Source organism: Sinorhizobium fredii USDA 205, assembly GCF_001461695.1.
GTDB lineage: Bacteria > Pseudomonadota > Alphaproteobacteria > Rhizobiales > Rhizobiaceae > Sinorhizobium > Sinorhizobium fredii.
Window position 1 is genome coordinate 13,914 of the sequence record NZ_AUTC01000171.1, and the last position, 19,301, is coordinate 33,214.

The following is a 19,301-nucleotide window of genomic DNA, read 5'->3' on the forward strand; positions in this document are numbered from 1 at the left end:
CAAGACCCAAAGCGCGACGCGCTTTAGGTTCAGCCGCGGCGGGCGATCAGGATGCCGATGAGCACGATCGCGCCGCCAATTGCCTGCATGATACCCACGGGCTCGCTCAGCAGGACCCAGGCGAGCACCGCGGCCAGCACCGGCTGTATGAGCAGCGTCAGCGATGAAAAGGCCGGTGCCAAATAGGCGAGCGCATAGGTGATCGCCACCTGACCCCCGGCGTGGCAGACGAAGGCAAGACCAAAAAGCATCGCCCAGCCGAAACCGGTGGGCGGCAGCAGTGACGGTTCGGCGAGCAACGCCATCGGCAGGATGCAGAGGGCAGCCGAAGCGGTGCTCCAGTTGGCGATGCGGTTGGTGCTGAAGCGGCTGCGCAATTTCCCGATGGCGAGGATGTAGCCGGCGTAAAACATTGCCGCGACAACTGCGATGCCGTCACCCAGAAGGTCGCCGTCGCCAAGCGCGCCCGGGCCGCCTTTCAGCACTATGACGCCGACGATAGCCACGACGAGGCCGGCCATGAAATTGCGGCTCACCGGCGAGCGGAACAGCGCCCAACTGGCAAGCGTCACGAAAACCGGGGCGAGATTGGCGAGTAAGGTCGCGTTCGCCACCGAAGTCATGGTGAGGGAGAGGTGCCACGCCCCGAGGTCGAGTGCGAGGAAGACGCCCGGCAGGATGAGCAGAGCATAGTCGGAGAAGCGCTCCGGGCGCCGGTCGGCGCTCGCGTCCTTGCCAAGCCACGACCAGGCGACAAGCGGGATCAGCGCCAGCGCGACACGCCAGAAGGCCGTTGCCATCGGCCCCACTTCCGAAAGCCTGACGAAAATCGGCGATCCGGCGATTGCGACACCGCCGGCGAGCAGCGCGGTCATGGCCAGGGAATTTTGGGAGGAACTGACGGGCTGATTCACAGTGATATCCGAAGACTGGGGAGACGCCTCGAAGGCGCCCCTGCCAGCTATCAGAACCGCGAGCCGCGCAACAGCCTGAATTCGCCGGAAAGGCGATTCTCACTGGCGGCCGCACGAAAGTTGCAGCCACCAGTTCCAGATTGCCGCTCAGGCCGCGTCCGGCAGATGAACCGTCTTCACCTCGAGGAAATCCTCGAGGCCGAAGGTACCACCTTCGCGGCCATTGCCCGACTGCTTGTAGCCGCCGAACGGGCTTCCATAGCGATGCGGCCCGCCATTGATGTGCACCATGCCGGCACGCAGCCGGGCGGCGACCCGTTCGGCTCGCTCGGGATTGCCCGTCTGCACATAGGCCGCAAGCCCATAACTCGTATCGTTGGCGATGGCGATCGCCTCCTCCTCCGTGTCGAAGGGAATGATTGCAAGCACCGGCCCGAACACCTCCTCGCGCGCAATGCGCATCGAGTTGTCGACATCCGCGAAGATCGTCGGCTTGACGAAGTATCCGGTCTCGAAGCCTTCCGGCTTGCCGGGACCGCCGACGAGGAGGCGCGCACCTTCGCCGACACCCGCCTCGATCAGCGCCTGCACGCGTTCGAACTGGATGTGGCTGACCAGCGGCCCGATATGCGCGCCTTCCCTGGTCGGGTCGCCGACCGTCGCCTCCCGGCCGGCCCGCCTTGCGATCGCTACAACGTCCTCGTAGGCGCTGCGCTCGACCAGCATCCGTGTCGGCGCGTCGCAGGACTGGCCGGAATTGTTGAAGCATTCGAGGACGCTGGCGGTCACCCGCTCCTCGAGATCGGCATCGGCGAAGACGATGTTCGGCGACTTGCCGCCGAGCTCCAGCGTGACGCGCTTCACCGTATCGGCGGCATCCTTACTGACGGCGATGCCGGCCCGCGTCGAACCGGTGAAGGACATCATGTCGATGTCCTTGTGCTTCGAAAGTGCGGCGCCGGCATGAAGGCCGTCGCCATTGACGAGGTTGAAGACGCCGCGCGGGAAACCCGCCTCGTCGATCATTTCCGCATAGAGCATGGCATTGAGCGGCGTGAACTCGCTCGGCTTCAAAACGCAGGTGCAGCCGGTCGCCAGCGCCGGCACCACCTTCAGGGCAATCTGGTTGACCGGCCAGTTCCATGGCGTGATCAAGCCGCACACTCCGATCGGCTCGCGCATCAGCGTGTCGCCGTTCGAAAGTTTTTCGCGCAATTTCAGGCGCTTCAGCGCGTCGATGTAACCCTGAAGATGGCCAACGCCGACATCAGACTGCTGCTCGCGGCTCATGGTTTTCGGCGCGCCGAGCTCCGCGGTGATCGTATCGGCCATCTCGTCGTAGCGGCGCTTGTAGATCGCCAGAAGCTTTTCGAGAAGCGTCAGCCGTTCCTCCAGGCTGGTCCGGCTATAGGCCTCGAAGGCCTTCTTCGCGGCCGCGACGGCTCGGTCGATATCGACCGCCGTGCCGAGGGAGATGACGGCGATCGGCTTTTCGGTTGCAGGATTGAGCACGTAAAGGTCGTTCTGTGCTGCTGGTTCGACCCATTCGCCGTTGATGTAGAACTTGCGCTTGTCGAGCATGCGTTCCCTCCTTCCCGTCAATGTCTCTTGTTTTCCGCAGACCGGGCATCGGATCGTCGCCCAGCGCGGTCAATGCGCGATGAGCCCAAAACGACTTCCGATACTTTCGCGGCGACGTTCACCGTACACGAGTCTTTCCGGAGTCATTCGCGGCTTCGATTTGAGAAACCAAGGCACGCTACGACGCAAGCAATGCCCCTCGCAAGGACTACGATGTCGCGGCCGCGGGCTTGCCCCGAACGGTGAGGTGGGGATGACGGTGGCGGCGTCGAGTCACCGCCGCTTATAGGAGACTTCCGGAAAAGTGCGGGCGTTAAAGCCGTCAGATGGCGCCGATGACGAGGGCCGAGATGAAGGTGAAGGCCGCCACGATGGCGATCGAGTGGGGAATGAGGTTGACCGGCAGGCGCCTGGTCGGCTGCGCCAGATGGAGCGCGTAGCGGGAGTGGGTCATCGCCTTTGTCGCGTTCATTATTTCTCTCCGCTGTTGGCGTTGGCCTATACTCCTGTTCTCCTATATTCTCGATTAAGTTTGTAGATATTATTTTCTGCGGATCGCCCAAGGTGTGAAAAATCCATTTCCGCCTTGTGCTATCAATGCCGCTCGCGGTCGCGTTCCTGCAGATGACGCGACCAGGTCTCGCTGAACCACGGGTTCAGCAGCGACACGTCGGCGGTGCGGTGCGAGCGGCTGAGCCGGCTGTCGACCTCGACCGACGTCCAGACGGTGAACAGGGTCAGTTGATGCTTTCCGAAGGTCTGGATCAACGGGATGTCTGCTGCATCCCGGCCGCGGGCCACGGGGATGCGGCCGGCCCGCCGGGCATTGTTCTTGGCGTCGAATGTGTACCACCGGTCGCCGAGATACACCTCGAACCAGGCGTTGAAATCCATCGGCGCCGGGCTGTCCGGGACGCCGATGTCGGCCATGTAGCCGTGGACGTAGCGGGCCGGCATGTTCATGCAACGGCAAAGGGCAACAGCCAGATGTGCGTAGTCGCGGCTGACCCCCAGTCGATCCTCGTGCGCTTCGAGCGCCGTGCGCATCGCCTGCGCGTAACCGTAGCTGAACACCAGCCGGTCATGCACATAGTCGCAGACGGCCTGCACCCGTTGCCAGCCTGCCGGCACGTCGCCGAAAAGCCGCCAGGCAAGCGCGCTCAGTCGATCCGTCTCGCAGTAGCGGCTGGCGCAAAGATAGGGCAGCAAGGAGGGCGGCAGCTTTTCCACCGACACCGCCTCGGCCAGAGGATCCGAGGCGTCGAGCCGCCCCTCGTCGCTGATGACTGCGTCGTAGCCGAGCCTGGTTTCACCCTCGGGCAGGACCATGCGCAGACAAATGTTGTGGTGGGGGTCGGTGATTTCCTCCATCGGAACGAGCGGCGAAGCGACCGGCCCGCGTTCCGTGACGACCGCATTCCGCCGTTCCTTGGCGACGGACAGAAACGTCATCATCGGCGTGGGTTGCGGGCAATCGATGCCAATCTCATAACCGAAGCGGATGAACATTTTCGACCTCCCCGACTGCGATTTTCTTGACACTTGCGCTCCGCGCGCCTGGAGCGTTGGCGGCATCCCGGATCAGCGACCCTGTATGAAGCAGTCCCGCAATATACTTCTGTTGAGATCCGGACGAACGAGAAACATGTGCGCCCGCGCACATGTCAGCGGCGCCTGCCCGCGGCCGAATACTAACGCATCATCGGAGCGAGCGGTATCGATTTGAAAGAGAACCCGGCACCAAGCGCAACCGGCAGCGGCCGCAGAACTACCAGCCGACCGCATCCTTGAAGGAATACCACCAGGAACCGATCGTCGAATACTGCGCCCGGAACATCCGCCCGCCTGGGAACGGATACCAGGGCAGCTTCTCGAACATGTCGAAACGCGACTGGTCGCCGTCGATCGCCTCGGCAAGGGTACGCCCGAAGAGATGCGAGCCGGTCACCCCGTGGCCGCTATAGCCGTGGGCGAAATAGGTGTTGGCACCGATCCGGCCCATTTGCGGGACGCGCGTGAAGGAGAGCGCGAAATTGCCGCTCCAGGCATAGTCGATCTTCACGCCCTTGAGACGCGGGAAGACCTTTTCGAGATTGGGCCGGAGCTTCGCCACCACATCGGCCGGATCGCTGCCGCCATAGACGGTGCCGCCACCGAAGACCATCCGTTTGTCGGCCGAAAGCCGGAAATAGTCGAGGATATAACGCACGTCCTCGACGCACATGTCGCTCGGGATCAGCATATCCGCGAGTTCTTCGCCGAGCGGGGCCGTGGTGATCATCTGCGTCGAGACCGGCATGACGCGCGAGACGAGTTCGGGTACTGCCTCCCCGAGATAGGCATTGCCGCAGAGCACCACGATGCGGGCGGAGACCTCGCCCGCCTTGGTATAGACGGTCGGCCGCGCCGCTTTATAGTCGACACGGGTCACCGGCGACATCTCGTAGATGCTGCCGCCGAGGCTTTCGAAGGCGCGCGCCTCGCCGAGCACCAGATTGAGCGGATGCATATGGCCGCCGGTGATATCGAGCATGCCGCCGCAATAGGCTTCGGAATTGACGAGCTTGCGCAACGCATCCCGGTCGAGCATCAGGTGGTCGTCCATGCCGTATTTGCGCCAAAGCACCTGCTTGGCTTCCAGCTCCTTCATATGCGCGTCGGTATAGGCGGCGTAAATGTTGCCGGATTTCAGGTCGCAATCGATCCGATAATGGCTGACGATCCGGCGGAGGATACGGCCGCCCTCCTGGACAAGGCCGCCGATGAAGCGGGCCGCGTCCTCTCCGAAACGGCGCTGGATCGTCGAAAGGCTGGCGTTGAGGCCATTGACGATCTGGCCGCCGTTCCGCCCCGAGGCGCCCCATCCCACCTGAGCGCCCTCTATCACCGCAACCTTGTAACCCTTCTCGGCGAGATGAATGGCCGTCGCAAGCCCCGTATAGCCGGCGCCGACGACGCAGATGTCGGTCTCGACGCGCCCCTGAAGCTTGACCGGCGTGCGAATGACGTTGCGCGAGGCGGCGTAGTAGCTCGTCGGATAGCTCCCGTCGCCGGCATAGGAGTTCGTGACGCTCACCCTGTCTTTCCTGCCATGGGGGCCCTTTGTCAGGACGAGGCATAACGCAAATCTTGCCCCTTGACCATGCGGCGCACCGCCTGCATATTGCTCAGATGTCAGACCAATTTTGAGTCTCGCGGATGTCCCGACCGGAGAAAGCGCTGCTTCTTCCCCTGCCCCCGGTGGACCGGGTGCAGCAGGTGATCTCCGCTCTCGCCGACTACATTCAGGAATCAGGTCTGAAGCCCGGTGACCGGCTACCGGCCGAACGCGAATTGATGGCGGCACTCGCCGTCGGGCGCTCCACCATCCGTGAGGTCATCAGCCATTTCCAGGCGCTCGGCGTCGTCGAAGCGCGCAAGGGCAGCGGCACTTACCTGTTGCGCGCCATCTCCGCTGCGACGATCCACATGCCGCTGACGCTCGACACCCGGCATCTTCGCGACGCCCTGCTGCAGACGCTCGAGGTCCGGCGCGGCATCGAGGTTGAAGCCGGCATGGTCGCCGCCCGTCGCCGCACCGACGCCGACCTCATCAATATCGAAACGAAGCTCAACGAGATGGAGCGCGTTCATCTGGCCAAGGGGACCTCCGGACCGGAAGATCTCGCCTTCCACCTGGCGATCTACGACGCGACCCATAATCCGCTCTTCCGGCAGTTGCTCGAGCAGATGCGCGAGGCCTTCGAGCGCTTCTGGGAAAAACCCTTCGACCGGCCGGATTTCGCCCGTCGATCGTTTCCCTTTCACCGAACCCTCTTCGACGCGATTGCCTCGCAGAACCCGGACGCCGCCCGGGAAGAGACGCTGAAAATCCTCGCCATCGTCGAGGAAGACATCAAGGAAATGTCCCAATGAATGACGGCCTCGATCCGTTCGATAGAGCCTCGCTGATCGCCGCCCATGACGAGGGCCACGCCTTCGATGCCGTCGTTCCGCCGATCGTCCAGACCTCGCTCTTCACCTTCAAGGACTATGACGAGATGATCGCCTCCTACCGGGGCGAACGGGTCCGGCCGATCTACACCCGCGGCCTCAATCCGACCGTCCGGCTGTTCGAGGAGATGCTGGCGAAACTGGAAGGCGCCGAGGACGCCATCGGCTTTGCCAGCGGCATGTCGGCGATCTCCTCCACCGTCCTGTCCTTCGTCGAGCCGGGCGATCGCATCGTCGCCGTGAAGCATCTCTATCCCGATGCCTTCCGGCTGTTCGGCACGCATCTGAAGCGCATGCGCGTCGACGTCACTTATGTCGACGGCCGCGACGAGGAGGAGGTGGCGAAAGCGCTTCCCGGCGCCAAGCTGTTCTACATGGAGAGCCCGACGAGTTGGGTCATGGATACCCATGATGTGGCGGCGCTCGCGGCTCTTGCCAGGGCGCAAGGGATCGTCAGCGTCATCGACAACAGCTGGGCGAGCCCGGTGTTCCAGCAGCCGATTTCGCTCGGCGTCGATCTCGTGATCCACTCGGCCTCGAAATACCTGGGCGGCCATAGCGACGTCGTCGCCGGTGTCGTCGCCGGCTCCAGGGAACTGGTCGGCCGGATCCGCTCCGAAGCCTATCCCTATCTCGGCGGCAAGCTTTCGCCCTTCGACGCCTGGCTGCTGATCCGCGGGCTTCGCACCCTGCCGATCCGGATGAAGGCGCATGAGCGCTCGGCGCTCGCTGTCGCCCGCCGCCTACTGGAGCACCCTCTGGTCGAAACGGTCTGCCATCCCGGCCTCGGCAATCACCTGCCGCCGGGCCTTTCCGGCACGTCGGGGCTCTTCTCCTTCATCTTTCGCGACGGCGTCGACGTGCGCCGCTTCGCCGATCACCTGCAATTCTTCAAGCTCGGCGTGTCTTGGGGCGGCCACGAAAGCCTCATCGTCCCGGGTGAAGTCGTTCTGGCGCAGAAAGCTCAACCCAATTCCGCGGCCGCCTTCGGCATTTCTCCGCGGTCGGTACGGCTCCATGTCGGCCTGGAGGGAACGGAGGCCCTCTGGAGCGACCTAGAAGCGGCGATCGACGCCGCTTCCTCAGGCTGACGACGAGCGGGATGAGGAAAAGCGTAAGCGGCTTTCCCGAATCCCCTCCCTAAGAAATCGATCAACCGTCAAGAACAAAGGGAACAAAAATGAGGAAACTGATCACAGCCACCCTGCTCGCCACGCTGATGGCCGGCAGTGCGCTTGCCGACACCAAGCTGAAGCTCGTCGAGGTCATCACCAGCCCCGAGCGCACCGAAACGCTGAAGTCGATCGTCGCAAAGTTCGAGGCGGCCAATCCCGGCACTACGGTCGAGATCATCTCGCTGCCCTGGGGCGAAGCCTTCCAGAAATTCGCCACCATGGTCTCGGCCGGGGAAATCCCGGACGTGATGGAAATGCCGGACACCTGGCTGTCGCTCTACGCCAATAACGGCATGCTCGAAAGCCTTGAGCCCTACATCGCCAAGTGGGAGCACACGCCGGGCCTGACCGAGCGGGCGCTGGAGCTCGGCCGCGACGTCAACGACACCGCCTATATGCTGCCCTACGGCTTCTATCTCCGGGCGATGTTCTACAACAAGAAGCTGCTCTCCGAGGCCGGCGTCGCCGAACCGCCGAAGACCATGGACGATTTCGTCAAAGCGTCCGAAGCGGTCTCGAAGCTGCCGGGCAAATCCGGCTACTGCCTGCGCGGCGGTCCGGGCGGGCTGAACGGCTGGGTGATGTTCGGCGCCACCATGGCCGGCGACAACACGTTCTTCAAGGATGACGGCACCTCGACGATGAACAGCGAGGGCTGGGTCAAGGGTCTCACCTGGGTGATCGACCTTTACAAGAAGGGCCTCGCGCCGAAGGACAGCGTCAACTGGGGCTTCAACGAGATCGTCGCCGGCTTCTATAGCGGCACCTGCGCCTTCCTCGACCAGGACCCGGATGCGCTGATTGCCATCGCCCAGCGCATGAAGCCGGAGGATTTCGGCGTCACCACCATGCCGAAGGGGCCGAGCGGCAAGGCCTTCACGACGATCGGCTTTGCCGGCTGGTCGATGCTGGCCGCCAGCCAGAACAAGGACCTGTCCTGGAAGCTCATCGAAACGCTCGAAGGTCCGGAAGGCAACATCGAGTGGAACAAGCGCACCGGGGCGCTGCCGGTCCACAAGTCGGCCGAGAAGGACCCCTTCTATGCGAGCCCGCAGTTCAAGGGCTGGTTCGATGAACTCGCCGACAAGGACGTCGTGCTGACCGTCATGCCGACCTATCTCGAGGAATTCGCCTTCTTCAAGGATTCGCTGGCGATCAAGACGACCCAGGAAGCGCTGCTCGGCGACATCACGCCGGAAGAACTCGCCAATCAGTGGGCCGATTACCTGACCAAGGCACAGCAGAAATACCTGGCGAACAAGAAGTAAGACTGGCACCGGCGGTGGTTCGCGCCACCGCCGGTCCAATCCGACGACAAGAAGGCACGCCGATCGATAACGGCGGTCAAACAGGGGAAACTTCGACCGATGGCCTATGCCGCACGCCATGATGGCCTGCCCGCAATTCGTCCGCCGCTGATGAAGCGCATCGCGGATGCCTCGGCACCTTATCTCTACAGTGCGCCGGCGCTGATCCTGATCGTCACGGTCATGCTGGTGCCGCTTGTCCTCGGCGTCTCCTATGCCTTCCGCGACATCCAACTGCTCAACCCTTTCTCCGGCGCCTTCATCGGCCTCGATCATTTCCGGGCGCTGTCGCAGGATCAGGCTTTCTTCCGCTCGCTGCGCAACACACTCTGGTGGACAGGCGCATCCGTCCTTCTCCAATTTGCCTTCGGCCTGATCCTGGCGCTGCTGCTCGACAAGCCGTTTCGCGGCCGCGCCATCGCCCAGGCGCTCGTTTTCCTGCCCTGGGCGGTGCCGAGCTTTCTTGCCGGCCTCAATTGGGCCTGGCTCTTCAATCCCGTCGTCGGGCCGCTGCCGCACTGGTTCTACGCGATCGGGCTGATGAGCCAGCCGGCCAACATCCTCTCCGATCCGCAGCTTGCCATGTGGGGGCCGATCGTCGCCAATATCTGGTGGGGCATTCCGTTCTTCGCGATCACCCTGCTGGCCGCGCTGCAGGCGATCCCGCGCGATCTATACGAGGCGGCGAGCATTGACGGCGCCGGCGCCTTCCAGCGCTTCCTGTCGATCACCCTTCCCTTCCTGGCGCCGACCATCGCTATCACCATCCTGCTGCGCACCGTCTGGATCTCGAATTTCGCCGATCTCATCATCGTCATGACCAACGGCGGCCCGGCGGACCGGACGCAGATCGTCGCCAGCTACATCTTCACGCAGGCGTTCAAGCGGCTCGATTTCGGCTATGCCTCGGCAATCGCGCTGGTGCTCTTGGCGCTGCTGCTGGCCTATTCGCTGCTGATCGTCATCCTGCGGCAATGGCTCCTGAGCAAGGATTGAACCGATGCGCGCCAAAGCAGCCTTCCTCACCGTCGCGCACCGCCTGGCGATCCTTGCCTATATCGCCTTTGCGCTCTTTCCGCTCTTCTGGCTCCTCAAAGTCGCGGTGACGCCCAACGATCTGCTCTATTCCGAAGGCATCCGCCTCTGGCCGTCGCGGGCCAGCCTCGAGCATTTCGATTTCGTGCTGAGGCACAGCGCCTTTCCCGTCTTCTTCCGCAACAGCCTGATCGTCTCCGGCTCGACGGCGATCGTGGTGACGATCCTTGCCTCGCTCTCCGGCTATGCACTGTCGCGCTTCCGCTTCCGCGGGAAATATTGGCTGGTGACGCTGATGCTGCTGACGCAGATGTTTCCGCTGGTCATGCTGGTCGCGCCGATCTTCAAGATCCTCTCGCCGCTGGGGCTGACGAACAGCCTGACAGGCCTCGTCATCGTCTACACGGCCTTCAACGTGCCCTTCGCCACCTTCCTGATGCAGTCCTTCTTCGACGGCATTCCGAAGGATCTGGAAGAGGCGGCGATGATCGACGGCGCCACGCAATTCGTCGCCTTCCGCCAGATCATCCTGCCGCTGACGCTGCCCGGCATCGCCGCCACCCTCGGCTTCGTCTTCACCGCCGCCTGGAGCGAACTACTGTTCTCGCTGATGCTGATCTCCGGCAACGAGCAGGCGACGTTCCCGGTCGGGCTGCTGTCCTTCGTCTCGAAATTCTCGGTCGACTTCGGCCAAATGATGGCTGCCGGCGTGCTGGCGCTGATCCCGGCCTGCCTCTTCTTCCTGCTCATTCAACGCTACCTTGTCCAGGGCCTCACGGCCGGCGCAGTCAAAGGCTGAACCCATGGCTTCCATCGACATCGCCAATATCCAGAAATCCTACGGCATCCACCCGGTCCTGCACAAAGTCGACCTGAAGATCCGCGACGGCGAGTTCGTCGTGCTTGTCGGCCCGTCCGGCTGCGGCAAGTCGACCCTGCTGCGGATGATCGCCGGGCTCGAAAGCGTGACCGCCGGGGAGATCCGCATCGCCGGCAAGCGGGTCAACGAGCTCGCACCGAAGGACCGCGACATCGCCATGGTGTTCCAGTCCTACGCGCTCTATCCGCACATGTCGGTCGCAAGGAACATGAGCTACAGCCTGAGGCTTCGCAAGACACCGAAGGAGCGGATTGCGACTGTCGTGGCAGGCGCCGCCGCCAAGCTCGGCCTCGATCCACTTCTGGAGCGCCGGCCGCGGGCGCTTTCCGGCGGCCAGCGCCAGCGCGTCGCCATGGGCCGCGCCATCGTCCGCCAGCCGAAGGCCTTCCTCTTCGACGAGCCGCTCTCCAACCTCGATGCCCGCCTGCGCGAGCAGATGCGAGCCGAGATCAAGAAGCTGCACAAGGATCTTGGCGCCACGTCGATCTACGTGACGCATGACCAGATCGAGGCGATGACGCTTGCCGACCGCATCGTCGCCATGAATGCCGGCGTGGTCCAGCAGGTGGGAAGCCCGCTCGACCTCTATGATCGCCCCGCCAATCTCTTCGTCGCCGGCTTCATCGGATCGCCCGGAATGAACTTTTTCGAGGGCACCCATCACGTAGGCGACAGGCCGCGGTTCGAGATCGCCGGAGATATCGGAATACCCCTCGACGCGCCTGCCCCGCTTGCGAACAATGCCAAGGCGACGCTCGGCATCCGCCCGGAGCACGTCGTCCTTGCCGGCCATGGGCCGGAAACGCTGCTTGCCACCGTCGATCTCGTCGAGCCGACCGGCTTCGGCATCATCCTGCACCTCTCGCTCGGGCGGGCGGGCTTCAAGGCCTTCACCAACGATCGCTCGTTCCTGACGGCCAGCGGCACCATCCCCGTCCACTTCCCGACGCACGCCCTGCATTTCTTCGATGGCGAGGGTAACCGCGTCTGACACAGTTTCCGCGCGCCGGCCCGGCACGGCGGCCGGCCTCTACCCGGAAGGAGCAATTGACTTCTCCCCGACGAGGACTAGCTTCTTTCCTGTCGCAAGTATCAATGCCCCGGCGCGCCATTCCTGAAGAGAAGCAAGCACCGCCAAAGCCATGATTTGACGATACTCTTCTTTGCCCCCGCGCCGGGCGAAATTGGGGAAGTATCATGCGAATTGCTGTTGTTGCCCTGTCTTTTTCGGCACTCCTGCTCTGTCCGGTTGCCGGCCATGCCCAGGAGGGCGATGCCGAGGCCGGAGCCACGGTCTTCAAGAAATGCGCCACCTGCCACGTCGTGGACAAGGACCAGAACAAGGTCGGTCCGTCGCTGCAGGGCATTATCGGCAGGACCGCCGGCACGCATGCGGATTTCAAATATTCGCAAGCCATGGTCGATGCGGGCAAGGGCGGGCTCGTCTGGGACGACGCGGCATTGCACGAATATCTCCGCAATCCCAAAGCCAAGATCAAAGGCACCAAGATGGTCTTTCCCGGCCTCAAGAAGGACGAAGAGATCGTCAATGTGATTGCCTATCTCAAGCAACACCCCAAATAGGAGAATCCCGCGGAAAGGCAGAATTCTGCGCCTTTCCGAGGATTTGCCAGTATTATCCGTTCGTGCAATAATTCTGATCGGAACGCCGCGAATTGCGCATTCGTCTCACGGCCAATCGCGGCGGGGAGGGACAGAAAATGGCGGTGGTAGTGATTCTGGTTCTGTTGGCCGCCGGATCAGTGTTGTTCCATTTGTTGAGTCCTTGGTGGTGGACGCCGATCGCCTCAAACTGGAATTACATAGACAATACCATCATCATAACCTTCTGGATCACCGGCATTGCCTTTACCGCCGTGGTCCTGTTCATGGCCTATTGCGTTCTGCGTTTCCGCCATCGACCGGGCACCACCGCCGCCTATGAGCCCGAGAACAAGAAACTCGAAGGCTGGCTGGCGACGAGCACCACGCTTGGCGTGGCGGCGATGCTGGCGCCCGGCCTGTTCGTCTGGAACCAGTTCATCACCGTCCCGCAGGATGCCACCGAAGTGGAAGTGATCGGTCAGCAATGGCTGTGGAGCTTCCGGCTTCCCGGCGCCGACGGACGGCTTGGCACGAGCGAAACACGCGACATCACCCCAGAAAACACGCTTGGCCTGAACCGAAACGACGCCGCCAGCCTCGACGATCTGATCATCGAGGGCGGCGAGCTTCACCTTCCCATCGGCAAGCCGGTCAAGATGCTGCTCCGCTCCGTCGATGTCTTGCACGACTTCTACGTGCCGGAATTTCGCGCCAAGATGGACATGGTGCCGGGGATGGTGACCTATTTCTGGCTCACCCCGACGCGCACCGGAACATTCGAAATTCTCTGTGCGGAGCTCTGCGGCGTCGGTCACCCGCAGATGCGCGGCACCGTCGTGGTCGATACCGAGGAAGACTATCAGGCCTGGCTTGCCGAGCAGCAGAGTTTCTCGCAACTATCCGCATCGTCCGAAGCAAACCCGGCGGCAACCTCGATTGCCGCGGCAGCGGCGCAGTAGGAGGCGCCGTGCAGTAGCAACCTGGGAGGACATATGATGGTCGACGTCCGGTCCGGTATTGGCGAGGCACTACCGCCTCCCGAAGTCGAGGATGTTGAACTTTATCATCCGCATAGCTGGTGGACGAAATACGTCTTCAGCCAGGATGCGAAGATCATCGCCATCCAATATGCGACGACTGCGATCGCCATCGGCATGGTGGCGCTGGTGCTCTCCTGGCTGATGCGCCTGCAGCTCGGCTTTCCCGGCACGTTCGACTTTATCGATGCCGATGCCTATTACCAATTCATCACCATGCACGGCATGATCATGGTGATCTACCTGCTCACGGCGCTCTTCCTCGGCGGCTTCGGCAACTATCTCATCCCGTTGATGGTCGGCGCCCGCGACATGGTCTTCCCCTACGCCAACATGCTGAGCTACTGGATCTATCTGCTCGCCGTGCTGGTCCTGGTCGCGAGCTTCTTCGCACCCGGCGGACCGACCGGCGCCGGCTGGACGCTCTATCCCCCGCAGGCGGTTCTCTCCGGCACGCCCGGCGGCAAGGACTGGGGCATCATCCTGATGCTCGCTTCGCTGATCATCTTCATCATCGGCTTCACCATGGGCGGCCTCAATTACGTCGTCACCGTGCTCCAGGGCCGCGCCCGCGGCATGACGCTGATGCGCCTGCCGCTGACCGTCTGGGGCATCTTCACCGCGACGGTGATGGCGCTGCTCGCCTTCCCCGCCCTGTTCGTCGCCTGCGTCATGATGCTCTTCGACCGGCTGCTCGGCACCAGCTTCTTCATGCCGGCGATCGTCGAAATGGGCGAGCAGTTGCAGCATGGCGGCGGCAGTCCGATCCTGTTCCAGCATCTCTTCTGGTTCTTCGGCCACCCGGAGGTCTACATCGTCGCCCTGCCCGCCTTCGGCATCGTTTCCGATCTGATCAGCACCCATGCGCGCAAGAACATCTTCGGCTACCGCATGATGGTCTGGGCGATTGTCATCATCGGCGGCCTCTCCTTCATCGTCTGGGCCCACCACATGTATGTGAGCGGGATGAACCCCTATTTCGGCTTCTTCTTCGCCACCACGACGCTGATCATCGCCGTGCCGACGGCGATCAAGGTCTACAACTGGGTGCTGACCCTCTGGCGCGGCAACATCCACCTGACCCTGCCGATGCTCTTCGCGCTCGGCTTCATCGTCACCTTCGTCAATGGCGGGTTGACGGGACTGTTCCTCGGCAATGTCGTCGTCGACGTACCGCTCTCCGACACGATGTTCGTCGTGGCGCATTTCCACATGGTCATGGGCGTGGCGCCGATCATGGTCATCTTCGGCGCGATCTACCACTGGTACCCGAAGATGACCGGACGCATGCTCAACGAGGCGCTCGGCCAGATCCATTTCTGGGTCACCTTCCTCGGCGCCTATTTGATCTTTTTCCCGATGCACTATGTCGGCCTCGTCGGCGTGCCGCGCCGCTACTACGAACTCGGCGAGATGGCGTTCGTGCAGGATTCCGTCCACAGCCTCAACGCCTTCATCAGCGTCATGGCGCTGATCGTCGGCGCCGCCCAGATCGTCTTCCTCTTCAATCTCGCCTGGAGCGTACGACACGGCCGGGACGCCGGCGGCAATCCCTGGCGGGCGACAACGCTCGAGTGGCAGACGCCGGAGACGCCGCCGGCGCATGGCAACTGGGGCAAGGAGCTGCCGGTCGTCTATCGCTGGGCCTACGACTACAGCGTCCCGGGTGCAGCGGAGGATTTCATCCCGCAGAACCAACCGACGCCGGGGCTTGTCACCCATGAGGCGTCGTCATGAGCGTTGCTGTAATCTTCCTCGCGCTGGTCGCCGCCATTATCGTCTGGTGGCTCGCCCAGCAGCGGCTGGCATCGCGGCCCTGGCTCGAGGTCGGTCACGTCTACGACCGCCGGAGCGGCGCGCCGTTGCCGGCGGCAAAAATCGGTCTCGGCGTCTTCCTCGGCGTCGTCGGCGCGCTCTTCTCGCTTGCCATCAGCGCCTATTTCATGCGCATGGCCTCCTCCGACTGGGGCTCTCTGCCCCTGCCCGCTCTCCTCTGGGTCAATACGGCCGTTCTTGCCGTTGGCAGCATCACCCTGCACCTGGCGAAGATGGAGACGAAGCGGCGGAATGACGAGGCGACCCGGACCGCGCTGCTCGCGGCCCTTGCGACGGGCCTTGCCTTTCTCGTCGGGCAGCTTTTCGCCTGGCGCGAATTGACAGCGGCCGGCTATCTCTTGGCCGGAAATCCCGCCAACAGCTTCTTTTATCTGCTGACCGGCATGCACGGCCTGCACATTGTCGGCGGACTTGTCGCGCTCGGCCGGCTCACCCTCCGCGCCTGGGGCGGGCCACTCGACCGCCGAATGCGCCTGACGGTCGAGCTCTGCGCCATCTACTGGCATTTCATGCTGTTCGTCTGGCTGGTGCTCTTCGCCCTGTTTTCCGGCTGGGCCAGTGACGTCGTCGATTTCTGCCGCCAACTGCTGACATAGGAACGCTGAAAATGTCTGCTCCGATCAAGACCCCCGCTGCAGAAACGCTTCCCCGGCCCGCCGGTTTGGCTGGGCTGGCGTCGGATTGGGCCTCGGACCAGCGGACGTTCAAGAATGTCTCCTGGGGAAAGGCCATGATGTGGATCTTTCTCCTGAGCGACACCTTCGTCTTCGGCTGCTTCCTGCTCGCCTACATGGCGGCGCGGATGTCCACCACCGTTCCCTGGCCGAACCCGAGCGAAGTCTTCGCGCTCGAGATCGGCGGAACGCATATGCCGCTGATCCTCATCGCCATCATGACTTTCGTGCTGATCTCCTCGAGCGGCACCATGGCGATGGCGGTCAACTGCGGCTATCGCCGCGACCGCAGGAAGACCGCAATTCTGATGCTGGTGACCGCGCTGTTTGGCGCCACCTTCGTCGGCATGCAGGCCTTCGAGTGGTCGAAGCTGATCTCCGAAGGCGTGCGGCCCTGGGGCAATCCCTGGGGAGCGGCGCAATTCGGCTCCTCATTCTTCATGATCACCGGCTTTCACGGCACCCATGTCACGATCGGCGTGATCTTCCTGCTGATCGTCGCCCGCAAGGTCTGGCGCGGCGATTACGACACGGAGCGCCGCGGCTTCTTCACCAGCCGCAAGGGTCGCTACGAGATCGTCGAGATCACCGGGCTCTATTGGCACTTCGTCGATCTGGTCTGGGTATTCATCTTCGCATTCTTCTATCTCTGGTGAGGAGGGCACCATGGCTCATGCCGAGGCACATCCTGCAGCGCATGCGGAACAGCAGCAGCACCCGATCAAGCTCTACCTCTTGGTCTGGGGCCTGCTCTTCGTGCTCAGCGCTTTTTCCTACCTGGTCGATTATTTCGGGCTGCAGGGATATCTGCGCTGGTCGCTGATCCTGATTTTCATGATGCTGAAGGCCGGCCTGATCGTCGCGGTGTTCATGCACATGGCCTGGGAGCGATTGGCGCTGACCTATGCGATTCTGCTGCCGCCGCTGCTGGTTCTTGTTTTCGTGGCGCTGATGGTCTCGGAGTCGAACTACGTTCTCTTTACCCGCCTTGCCTTCTTCGGCACCGGGCCCTGACTGCCGGGCGAGAAAGGAAATCAGAGCGTTTTCTGGCCGCCGCGGCGATTTGGACTGTTCGAAGGCGGGTCAAATCACTGATTCTTACGTGCGTGACCCAAAATTCATCGCCATGGAGTAGCAGATTCGTTGAAACTCACTTGCGGATTAATTCGCCAAAAACTATTTACTTAGTAAGAAATGATAGACGTCTGAATCCCCTGTGCGCGCCATCCGGCACGCGCACGATCGACACCATTCGAGTCCCAAAATGCTTACGAAAAAAGGCAAGTACGGGTTGAAGGCGCTTGTTGATCTGGCGAGCCTTGGTCCTGGTGAAACCGCGTTCGTGACAGAGATCGCGACCCGCAACAATATTCCGAAGAAGTTCCTCGACACGATCCTCCTGGAACTGCGCAACACTGGAATTCTGCGATCGAAGAAAGGCCCGAACGGCGGTTATTCGCTGTCGAAGCCCGCCTCCGAGATCATGATCGGCCAGGTGATCCGCGCGCTCGACGGACCGCTCGCTCCCATCCGCTGTGCGAGCCGGACGGCCTTCGAGGCCTGCGATGATTGCAACGACCCGGTCGGCTGTCAGGTTCGCCTGTCGATGACGGAGGTCCGCGACGCGATCGCCACCATCCTCGACAACATGACCCTTGCGCAGTTCGTCGCCAGGGACCGGACGAAGACGGTCGAGGAAGCGCTCATCGCCGGCGAATAGGCTGGCCTCAGGCTTCGAACAGGGTGCGCCCGAGTTCTGCGAGCAGGTGCCCGGTGCCGCGCGTTCGCTCCAACGGAAAAGCGATCTCGATCGTGGTGGCAAGCCTGCCCACGTCCGAGATGCCGACCGGCGTGGCGTTGACCTGTGCGAGGTCAAGGGCGGCCGAAGCCCGATCGATCAGCGCCGCCAATGTCTCGATCTCAACCTGGAACCGGCCGATCCGCTCGTCCCAGGGCCGCTCACCCGAAGGCCGGCCGTCGCGCCACAAGTTCAAATTGACGGCCAATTGCCGGCGCTTCTCGCCCAGGACAACCGCGGCCTGCAGGATCGTTCCGAGCGATCGCGAGAGGAGAAGCGCATCGCGATTGAGGGCAAGCACCGAGTCGGCCGGCACATGCGCCTCTGCGAGACGATAGATTGCCGGTTCGCCAGCACGAACCACTTCGGTCTCTGTGCTGCCACGCTGGACGAGCAACAGGCTCGTCGCCTCGGCCCCGTTTAACGCCAGAATGGCGAACCAATCCGGCTCGCCGAGGCAGGCAGCCTCGACCGCATCGGTCAATTTGAAGCCTATGCCATCGGGGACGTAGCGTTGCCTTGCGCTCTGATCGTCCGGGTCGGCTGCCGACAGCCTCTCCCCCGAGGCCACATGCGAATAGATGCTGCGCCGCTGTTCCTCGCTGCCCGCATTGCGGACCAGTTCGAGGGCGCGGAAATGGTCGACGAGCGCACCGGCCGCAGCCGGATGCACTTCGGCGATCTGCGAAACGGCCTGGGCGATCAATCCGTTCGATACGTCGGCCCCATCGAAATCGGAGGGGATGGAGATGGCCAGGAGGCCGGACCGCACCAGCACGTCCGCCGGGACAGTGGCGGAAGCATCGCCGCCGAGCGCCACAACCTCGTCCGCCGCCGTCAACACTTCTTCGTCGGAGACGATGCGAAGCGGCACCGGTCGAAGACGCTCATGCAGATGTGTAATCGATCCCATCTCATGCATCCTCACTAATGCCGGCCCGGCCAGACCGGCAGTTGGATTTCGACGACATATTTGGACGGCGAGCGGCTGGGACCGATTGGATCGGATTCTGGAGAGACAAGTGGGGGGCCGTGCACACTGCTCGCCATCCCGCTTCAGAGAACTGGAAACAGTCCCCAGAACAGCGCCTGCTGGCGTGCCTGCTCCTCGTCGCTTCGGTCGACCGTGTCGGTCCTTAGCTCATCGGCTGCTTTCTTGGGTGCGCTCTCGGAGCGGGTCCGGAGCTCGCGCCAAGGCGCGAAAAGATCGAAGGAAAAGTTCACAATACCGAGCGGCATTCGGCATTCCTCCCGTTGGAGACCCCAGCTGAGCCGGCGCACAGTGTCGCCGCATTCTGCTCATTCGTCAATAATTTCGATATAAACTGTGCAATACGCTCGTTGGGCGTATCGGCTCGATCGACCCTGCCGACACGCCAGATACCGGCGCAAAGTGCGGCCATTCTCCTCGTCCGTGTTCTAGTCACCTGGAACTGAAGTTCATTACATTGTACGCTTGGCCTCTT

Annotated in this window: 20 protein-coding genes; 13 read left to right on the forward strand and 7 right to left on the reverse strand. The window is 62.6% G+C overall.

Going from position 1 to position 19,301, the window contains the following annotated elements; genetic code table 11:
* Positions 1 to 29: 29 nt before the first annotated feature.
* The 5 genes from N181_RS25130 to N181_RS25145 form a co-directional block, all read right to left on the reverse strand.
* The gene (locus tag N181_RS25130; protein WP_014329334.1) at positions 30 to 875 is read right to left on the reverse strand and encodes a DMT family transporter; all 846 of its coding nucleotides are present in this window, start codon (positions 873 to 875) and stop codon (positions 30 to 32) included.
* Between the two features lie 186 nt (positions 876 to 1,061).
* Positions 1,062 to 2,495 carry an aldehyde dehydrogenase family protein gene (locus N181_RS25135; protein WP_014329335.1) on the reverse strand — a complete coding sequence of 478 codons (1,434 nt, stop codon included), beginning with the start codon at positions 2,493 to 2,495 and terminating at the stop codon, positions 1,062 to 1,064.
* A gap of 322 nt (positions 2,496 to 2,817) precedes the next feature.
* Positions 2,818 to 2,967: a hypothetical protein gene (locus tag N181_RS34160; protein ID WP_014329336.1), complete on the reverse strand. Its 150-nt coding sequence runs from the start codon at positions 2,965 to 2,967 to the stop codon at positions 2,818 to 2,820.
* Between the two features lie 122 nt (positions 2,968 to 3,089).
* On the reverse strand, positions 3,090 to 4,004 hold the full coding sequence (locus N181_RS25140; protein ID WP_014329337.1) for a transglutaminase-like domain-containing protein: 915 nt from the start codon (positions 4,002 to 4,004) through the stop codon (positions 3,090 to 3,092).
* Positions 4,005 to 4,263: 259 nt separating this feature from the next.
* Positions 4,264 to 5,571 carry an NAD(P)/FAD-dependent oxidoreductase gene (locus N181_RS25145; protein WP_014329338.1) on the reverse strand — a complete coding sequence of 436 codons (1,308 nt, stop codon included), beginning with the start codon at positions 5,569 to 5,571 and terminating at the stop codon, positions 4,264 to 4,266.
* Positions 5,572 to 5,693: 122 nt separating this feature from the next.
* Here N181_RS25145 and N181_RS25150 point away from each other — a divergent pair, with 122 nt between their 5' ends.
* The 13 genes from N181_RS25150 (at position 5,694) to N181_RS25210 (ending at position 17,757) form a co-directional block, all read left to right on the forward strand.
* Positions 5,694 to 6,410: a FadR/GntR family transcriptional regulator gene (locus tag N181_RS25150; RefSeq protein WP_014329339.1), complete on the forward strand. Its 717-nt coding sequence runs from the start codon at positions 5,694 to 5,696 to the stop codon at positions 6,408 to 6,410.
* Positions 6,407 to 7,579 carry a PLP-dependent transferase gene (locus N181_RS25155; RefSeq protein ID WP_037394325.1) on the forward strand — a complete coding sequence of 391 codons (1,173 nt, stop codon included), beginning with the start codon at positions 6,407 to 6,409 and terminating at the stop codon, positions 7,577 to 7,579. The genes N181_RS25150 and N181_RS25155 overlap by 4 nt, the downstream gene beginning before the upstream one ends.
* A gap of 89 nt (positions 7,580 to 7,668) precedes the next feature.
* Positions 7,669 to 8,931 (forward strand): ABC transporter substrate-binding protein, encoded by a 1,263-nt coding sequence (locus N181_RS25160; RefSeq protein WP_014329341.1) that lies wholly within the window; start codon positions 7,669 to 7,671, stop codon positions 8,929 to 8,931.
* A gap of 99 nt (positions 8,932 to 9,030) precedes the next feature.
* Positions 9,031 to 9,966 (forward strand): carbohydrate ABC transporter permease, encoded by a 936-nt coding sequence (locus N181_RS25165; RefSeq protein ID WP_014329342.1) that lies wholly within the window; start codon positions 9,031 to 9,033, stop codon positions 9,964 to 9,966.
* A 4-nt stretch (positions 9,967 to 9,970) separates the two neighbouring features.
* Entirely contained in the window at positions 9,971 to 10,804 is an 834-nt protein-coding gene (locus N181_RS25170; protein WP_014329343.1) for a carbohydrate ABC transporter permease, read from the forward strand.
* A 4-nt stretch (positions 10,805 to 10,808) separates the two neighbouring features.
* Positions 10,809 to 11,876 (forward strand): ABC transporter ATP-binding protein, encoded by a 1,068-nt coding sequence (locus N181_RS25175; protein ID WP_014329344.1) that lies wholly within the window; start codon positions 10,809 to 10,811, stop codon positions 11,874 to 11,876.
* A gap of 206 nt (positions 11,877 to 12,082) precedes the next feature.
* On the forward strand, positions 12,083 to 12,469 hold the full coding sequence (locus tag N181_RS25180) for a c-type cytochrome (RefSeq protein ID WP_014329345.1): 387 nt from the start codon (positions 12,083 to 12,085) through the stop codon (positions 12,467 to 12,469).
* A 137-nt stretch (positions 12,470 to 12,606) separates the two neighbouring features.
* The gene (locus N181_RS25185) at positions 12,607 to 13,449 is read left to right on the forward strand and encodes a cytochrome c oxidase subunit II (RefSeq protein ID WP_014329346.1); all 843 of its coding nucleotides are present in this window, start codon (positions 12,607 to 12,609) and stop codon (positions 13,447 to 13,449) included.
* Between the two features lie 33 nt (positions 13,450 to 13,482).
* Positions 13,483 to 15,264, forward strand: coding sequence for a cytochrome c oxidase subunit I (gene ctaD / locus N181_RS25190; protein WP_080577418.1), 1,782 nt, complete (start codon positions 13,483 to 13,485; stop codon positions 15,262 to 15,264).
* Entirely contained in the window at positions 15,261 to 15,959 is a 699-nt protein-coding gene (locus N181_RS25195; RefSeq protein ID WP_037394321.1) for a cytochrome c oxidase subunit 3, read from the forward strand. The genes ctaD and N181_RS25195 overlap by 4 nt, the downstream gene beginning before the upstream one ends.
* 11 nt (positions 15,960 to 15,970) lie before the next feature.
* Positions 15,971 to 16,693, forward strand: coding sequence for a heme-copper oxidase subunit III family protein (locus N181_RS25200; protein ID WP_037394318.1), 723 nt, complete (start codon positions 15,971 to 15,973; stop codon positions 16,691 to 16,693).
* A gap of 10 nt (positions 16,694 to 16,703) precedes the next feature.
* The gene (locus N181_RS25205) at positions 16,704 to 17,051 is read left to right on the forward strand and encodes a cytochrome C oxidase subunit IV family protein (protein ID WP_037394315.1); all 348 of its coding nucleotides are present in this window, start codon (positions 16,704 to 16,706) and stop codon (positions 17,049 to 17,051) included.
* A 250-nt stretch (positions 17,052 to 17,301) separates the two neighbouring features.
* Positions 17,302 to 17,757, forward strand: a complete 456-nt coding sequence (locus N181_RS25210) for an RrF2 family transcriptional regulator (RefSeq protein ID WP_037394313.1) — start codon at positions 17,302 to 17,304, stop codon at positions 17,755 to 17,757.
* 7 nt (positions 17,758 to 17,764) lie between these two features.
* On the opposite strand, the gene N181_RS25215 is transcribed toward N181_RS25210, so the two are convergent.
* Together N181_RS25215 and N181_RS25220 are read right to left on the reverse strand one after the other, a co-directional pair.
* Positions 17,765 to 18,748 (reverse strand): acyl-CoA dehydrogenase family protein, encoded by a 984-nt coding sequence (locus N181_RS25215; protein ID WP_037394310.1) that lies wholly within the window; start codon positions 18,746 to 18,748, stop codon positions 17,765 to 17,767.
* A 143-nt stretch (positions 18,749 to 18,891) separates the two neighbouring features.
* Positions 18,892 to 19,074: a hypothetical protein gene (locus N181_RS25220; RefSeq protein ID WP_037394307.1), complete on the reverse strand. Its 183-nt coding sequence runs from the start codon at positions 19,072 to 19,074 to the stop codon at positions 18,892 to 18,894.
* Positions 19,075 to 19,301 lie beyond the last annotated feature (227 nt).

Excerpts from the sequence above, each read along its gene's own strand:
- N181_RS25140 (WP_014329337.1), bottom strand. The coding sequence starts at position 4,004 with ATGTTCATCCGCTTCGGTTATGAGATTGGCATCGATTGCCCGCAACCC.
- N181_RS25175 (WP_014329344.1), top strand. The coding sequence starts at position 10,809 with ATGGCTTCCATCGACATCGCCAATATCCAGAAATCCTACGGCATCCAC.
- N181_RS25185 (WP_014329346.1), top strand. The coding sequence starts at position 12,607 with ATGGCGGTGGTAGTGATTCTGGTTCTGTTGGCCGCCGGATCAGTGTTG.
- N181_RS25210 (WP_037394313.1), top strand. The coding sequence starts at position 17,302 with ATGCTTACGAAAAAAGGCAAGTACGGGTTGAAGGCGCTTGTTGATCTG.
- N181_RS25165 (WP_014329342.1), top strand. The coding sequence starts at position 9,031 with ATGGCCTATGCCGCACGCCATGATGGCCTGCCCGCAATTCGTCCGCCG.
- N181_RS25130 (WP_014329334.1), bottom strand. The coding sequence starts at position 875 with ATGACCGCGCTGCTCGCCGGCGGTGTCGCAATCGCCGGATCGCCGATT.
- N181_RS25160 (WP_014329341.1), top strand. The coding sequence starts at position 7,669 with ATGAGGAAACTGATCACAGCCACCCTGCTCGCCACGCTGATGGCCGGC.
- N181_RS25150 (WP_014329339.1), top strand. The coding sequence starts at position 5,694 with ATGTCCCGACCGGAGAAAGCGCTGCTTCTTCCCCTGCCCCCGGTGGAC.
- N181_RS25220 (WP_037394307.1), bottom strand. The coding sequence starts at position 19,074 with ATGCCGCTCGGTATTGTGAACTTTTCCTTCGATCTTTTCGCGCCTTGG.
- N181_RS25200 (WP_037394318.1), top strand. The coding sequence starts at position 15,971 with ATGTCTGCTCCGATCAAGACCCCCGCTGCAGAAACGCTTCCCCGGCCC.
- N181_RS25155 (WP_037394325.1), top strand. The coding sequence starts at position 6,407 with ATGAATGACGGCCTCGATCCGTTCGATAGAGCCTCGCTGATCGCCGCC.
- N181_RS25135 (WP_014329335.1), bottom strand. The coding sequence starts at position 2,495 with ATGCTCGACAAGCGCAAGTTCTACATCAACGGCGAATGGGTCGAACCA.
- N181_RS25170 (WP_014329343.1), top strand. The coding sequence starts at position 9,971 with ATGCGCGCCAAAGCAGCCTTCCTCACCGTCGCGCACCGCCTGGCGATC.
- ctaD (WP_080577418.1), top strand. The coding sequence starts at position 13,483 with ATGATGGTCGACGTCCGGTCCGGTATTGGCGAGGCACTACCGCCTCCC.
- N181_RS25195 (WP_037394321.1), top strand. The coding sequence starts at position 15,261 with ATGAGCGTTGCTGTAATCTTCCTCGCGCTGGTCGCCGCCATTATCGTC.
- N181_RS34160 (WP_014329336.1), bottom strand. The coding sequence starts at position 2,967 with ATGAACGCGACAAAGGCGATGACCCACTCCCGCTACGCGCTCCATCTG.
- N181_RS25205 (WP_037394315.1), top strand. The coding sequence starts at position 16,704 with ATGGCTCATGCCGAGGCACATCCTGCAGCGCATGCGGAACAGCAGCAG.
- N181_RS25180 (WP_014329345.1), top strand. The coding sequence starts at position 12,083 with ATGCGAATTGCTGTTGTTGCCCTGTCTTTTTCGGCACTCCTGCTCTGT.
- N181_RS25215 (WP_037394310.1), bottom strand. The coding sequence starts at position 18,748 with ATGGGATCGATTACACATCTGCATGAGCGTCTTCGACCGGTGCCGCTT.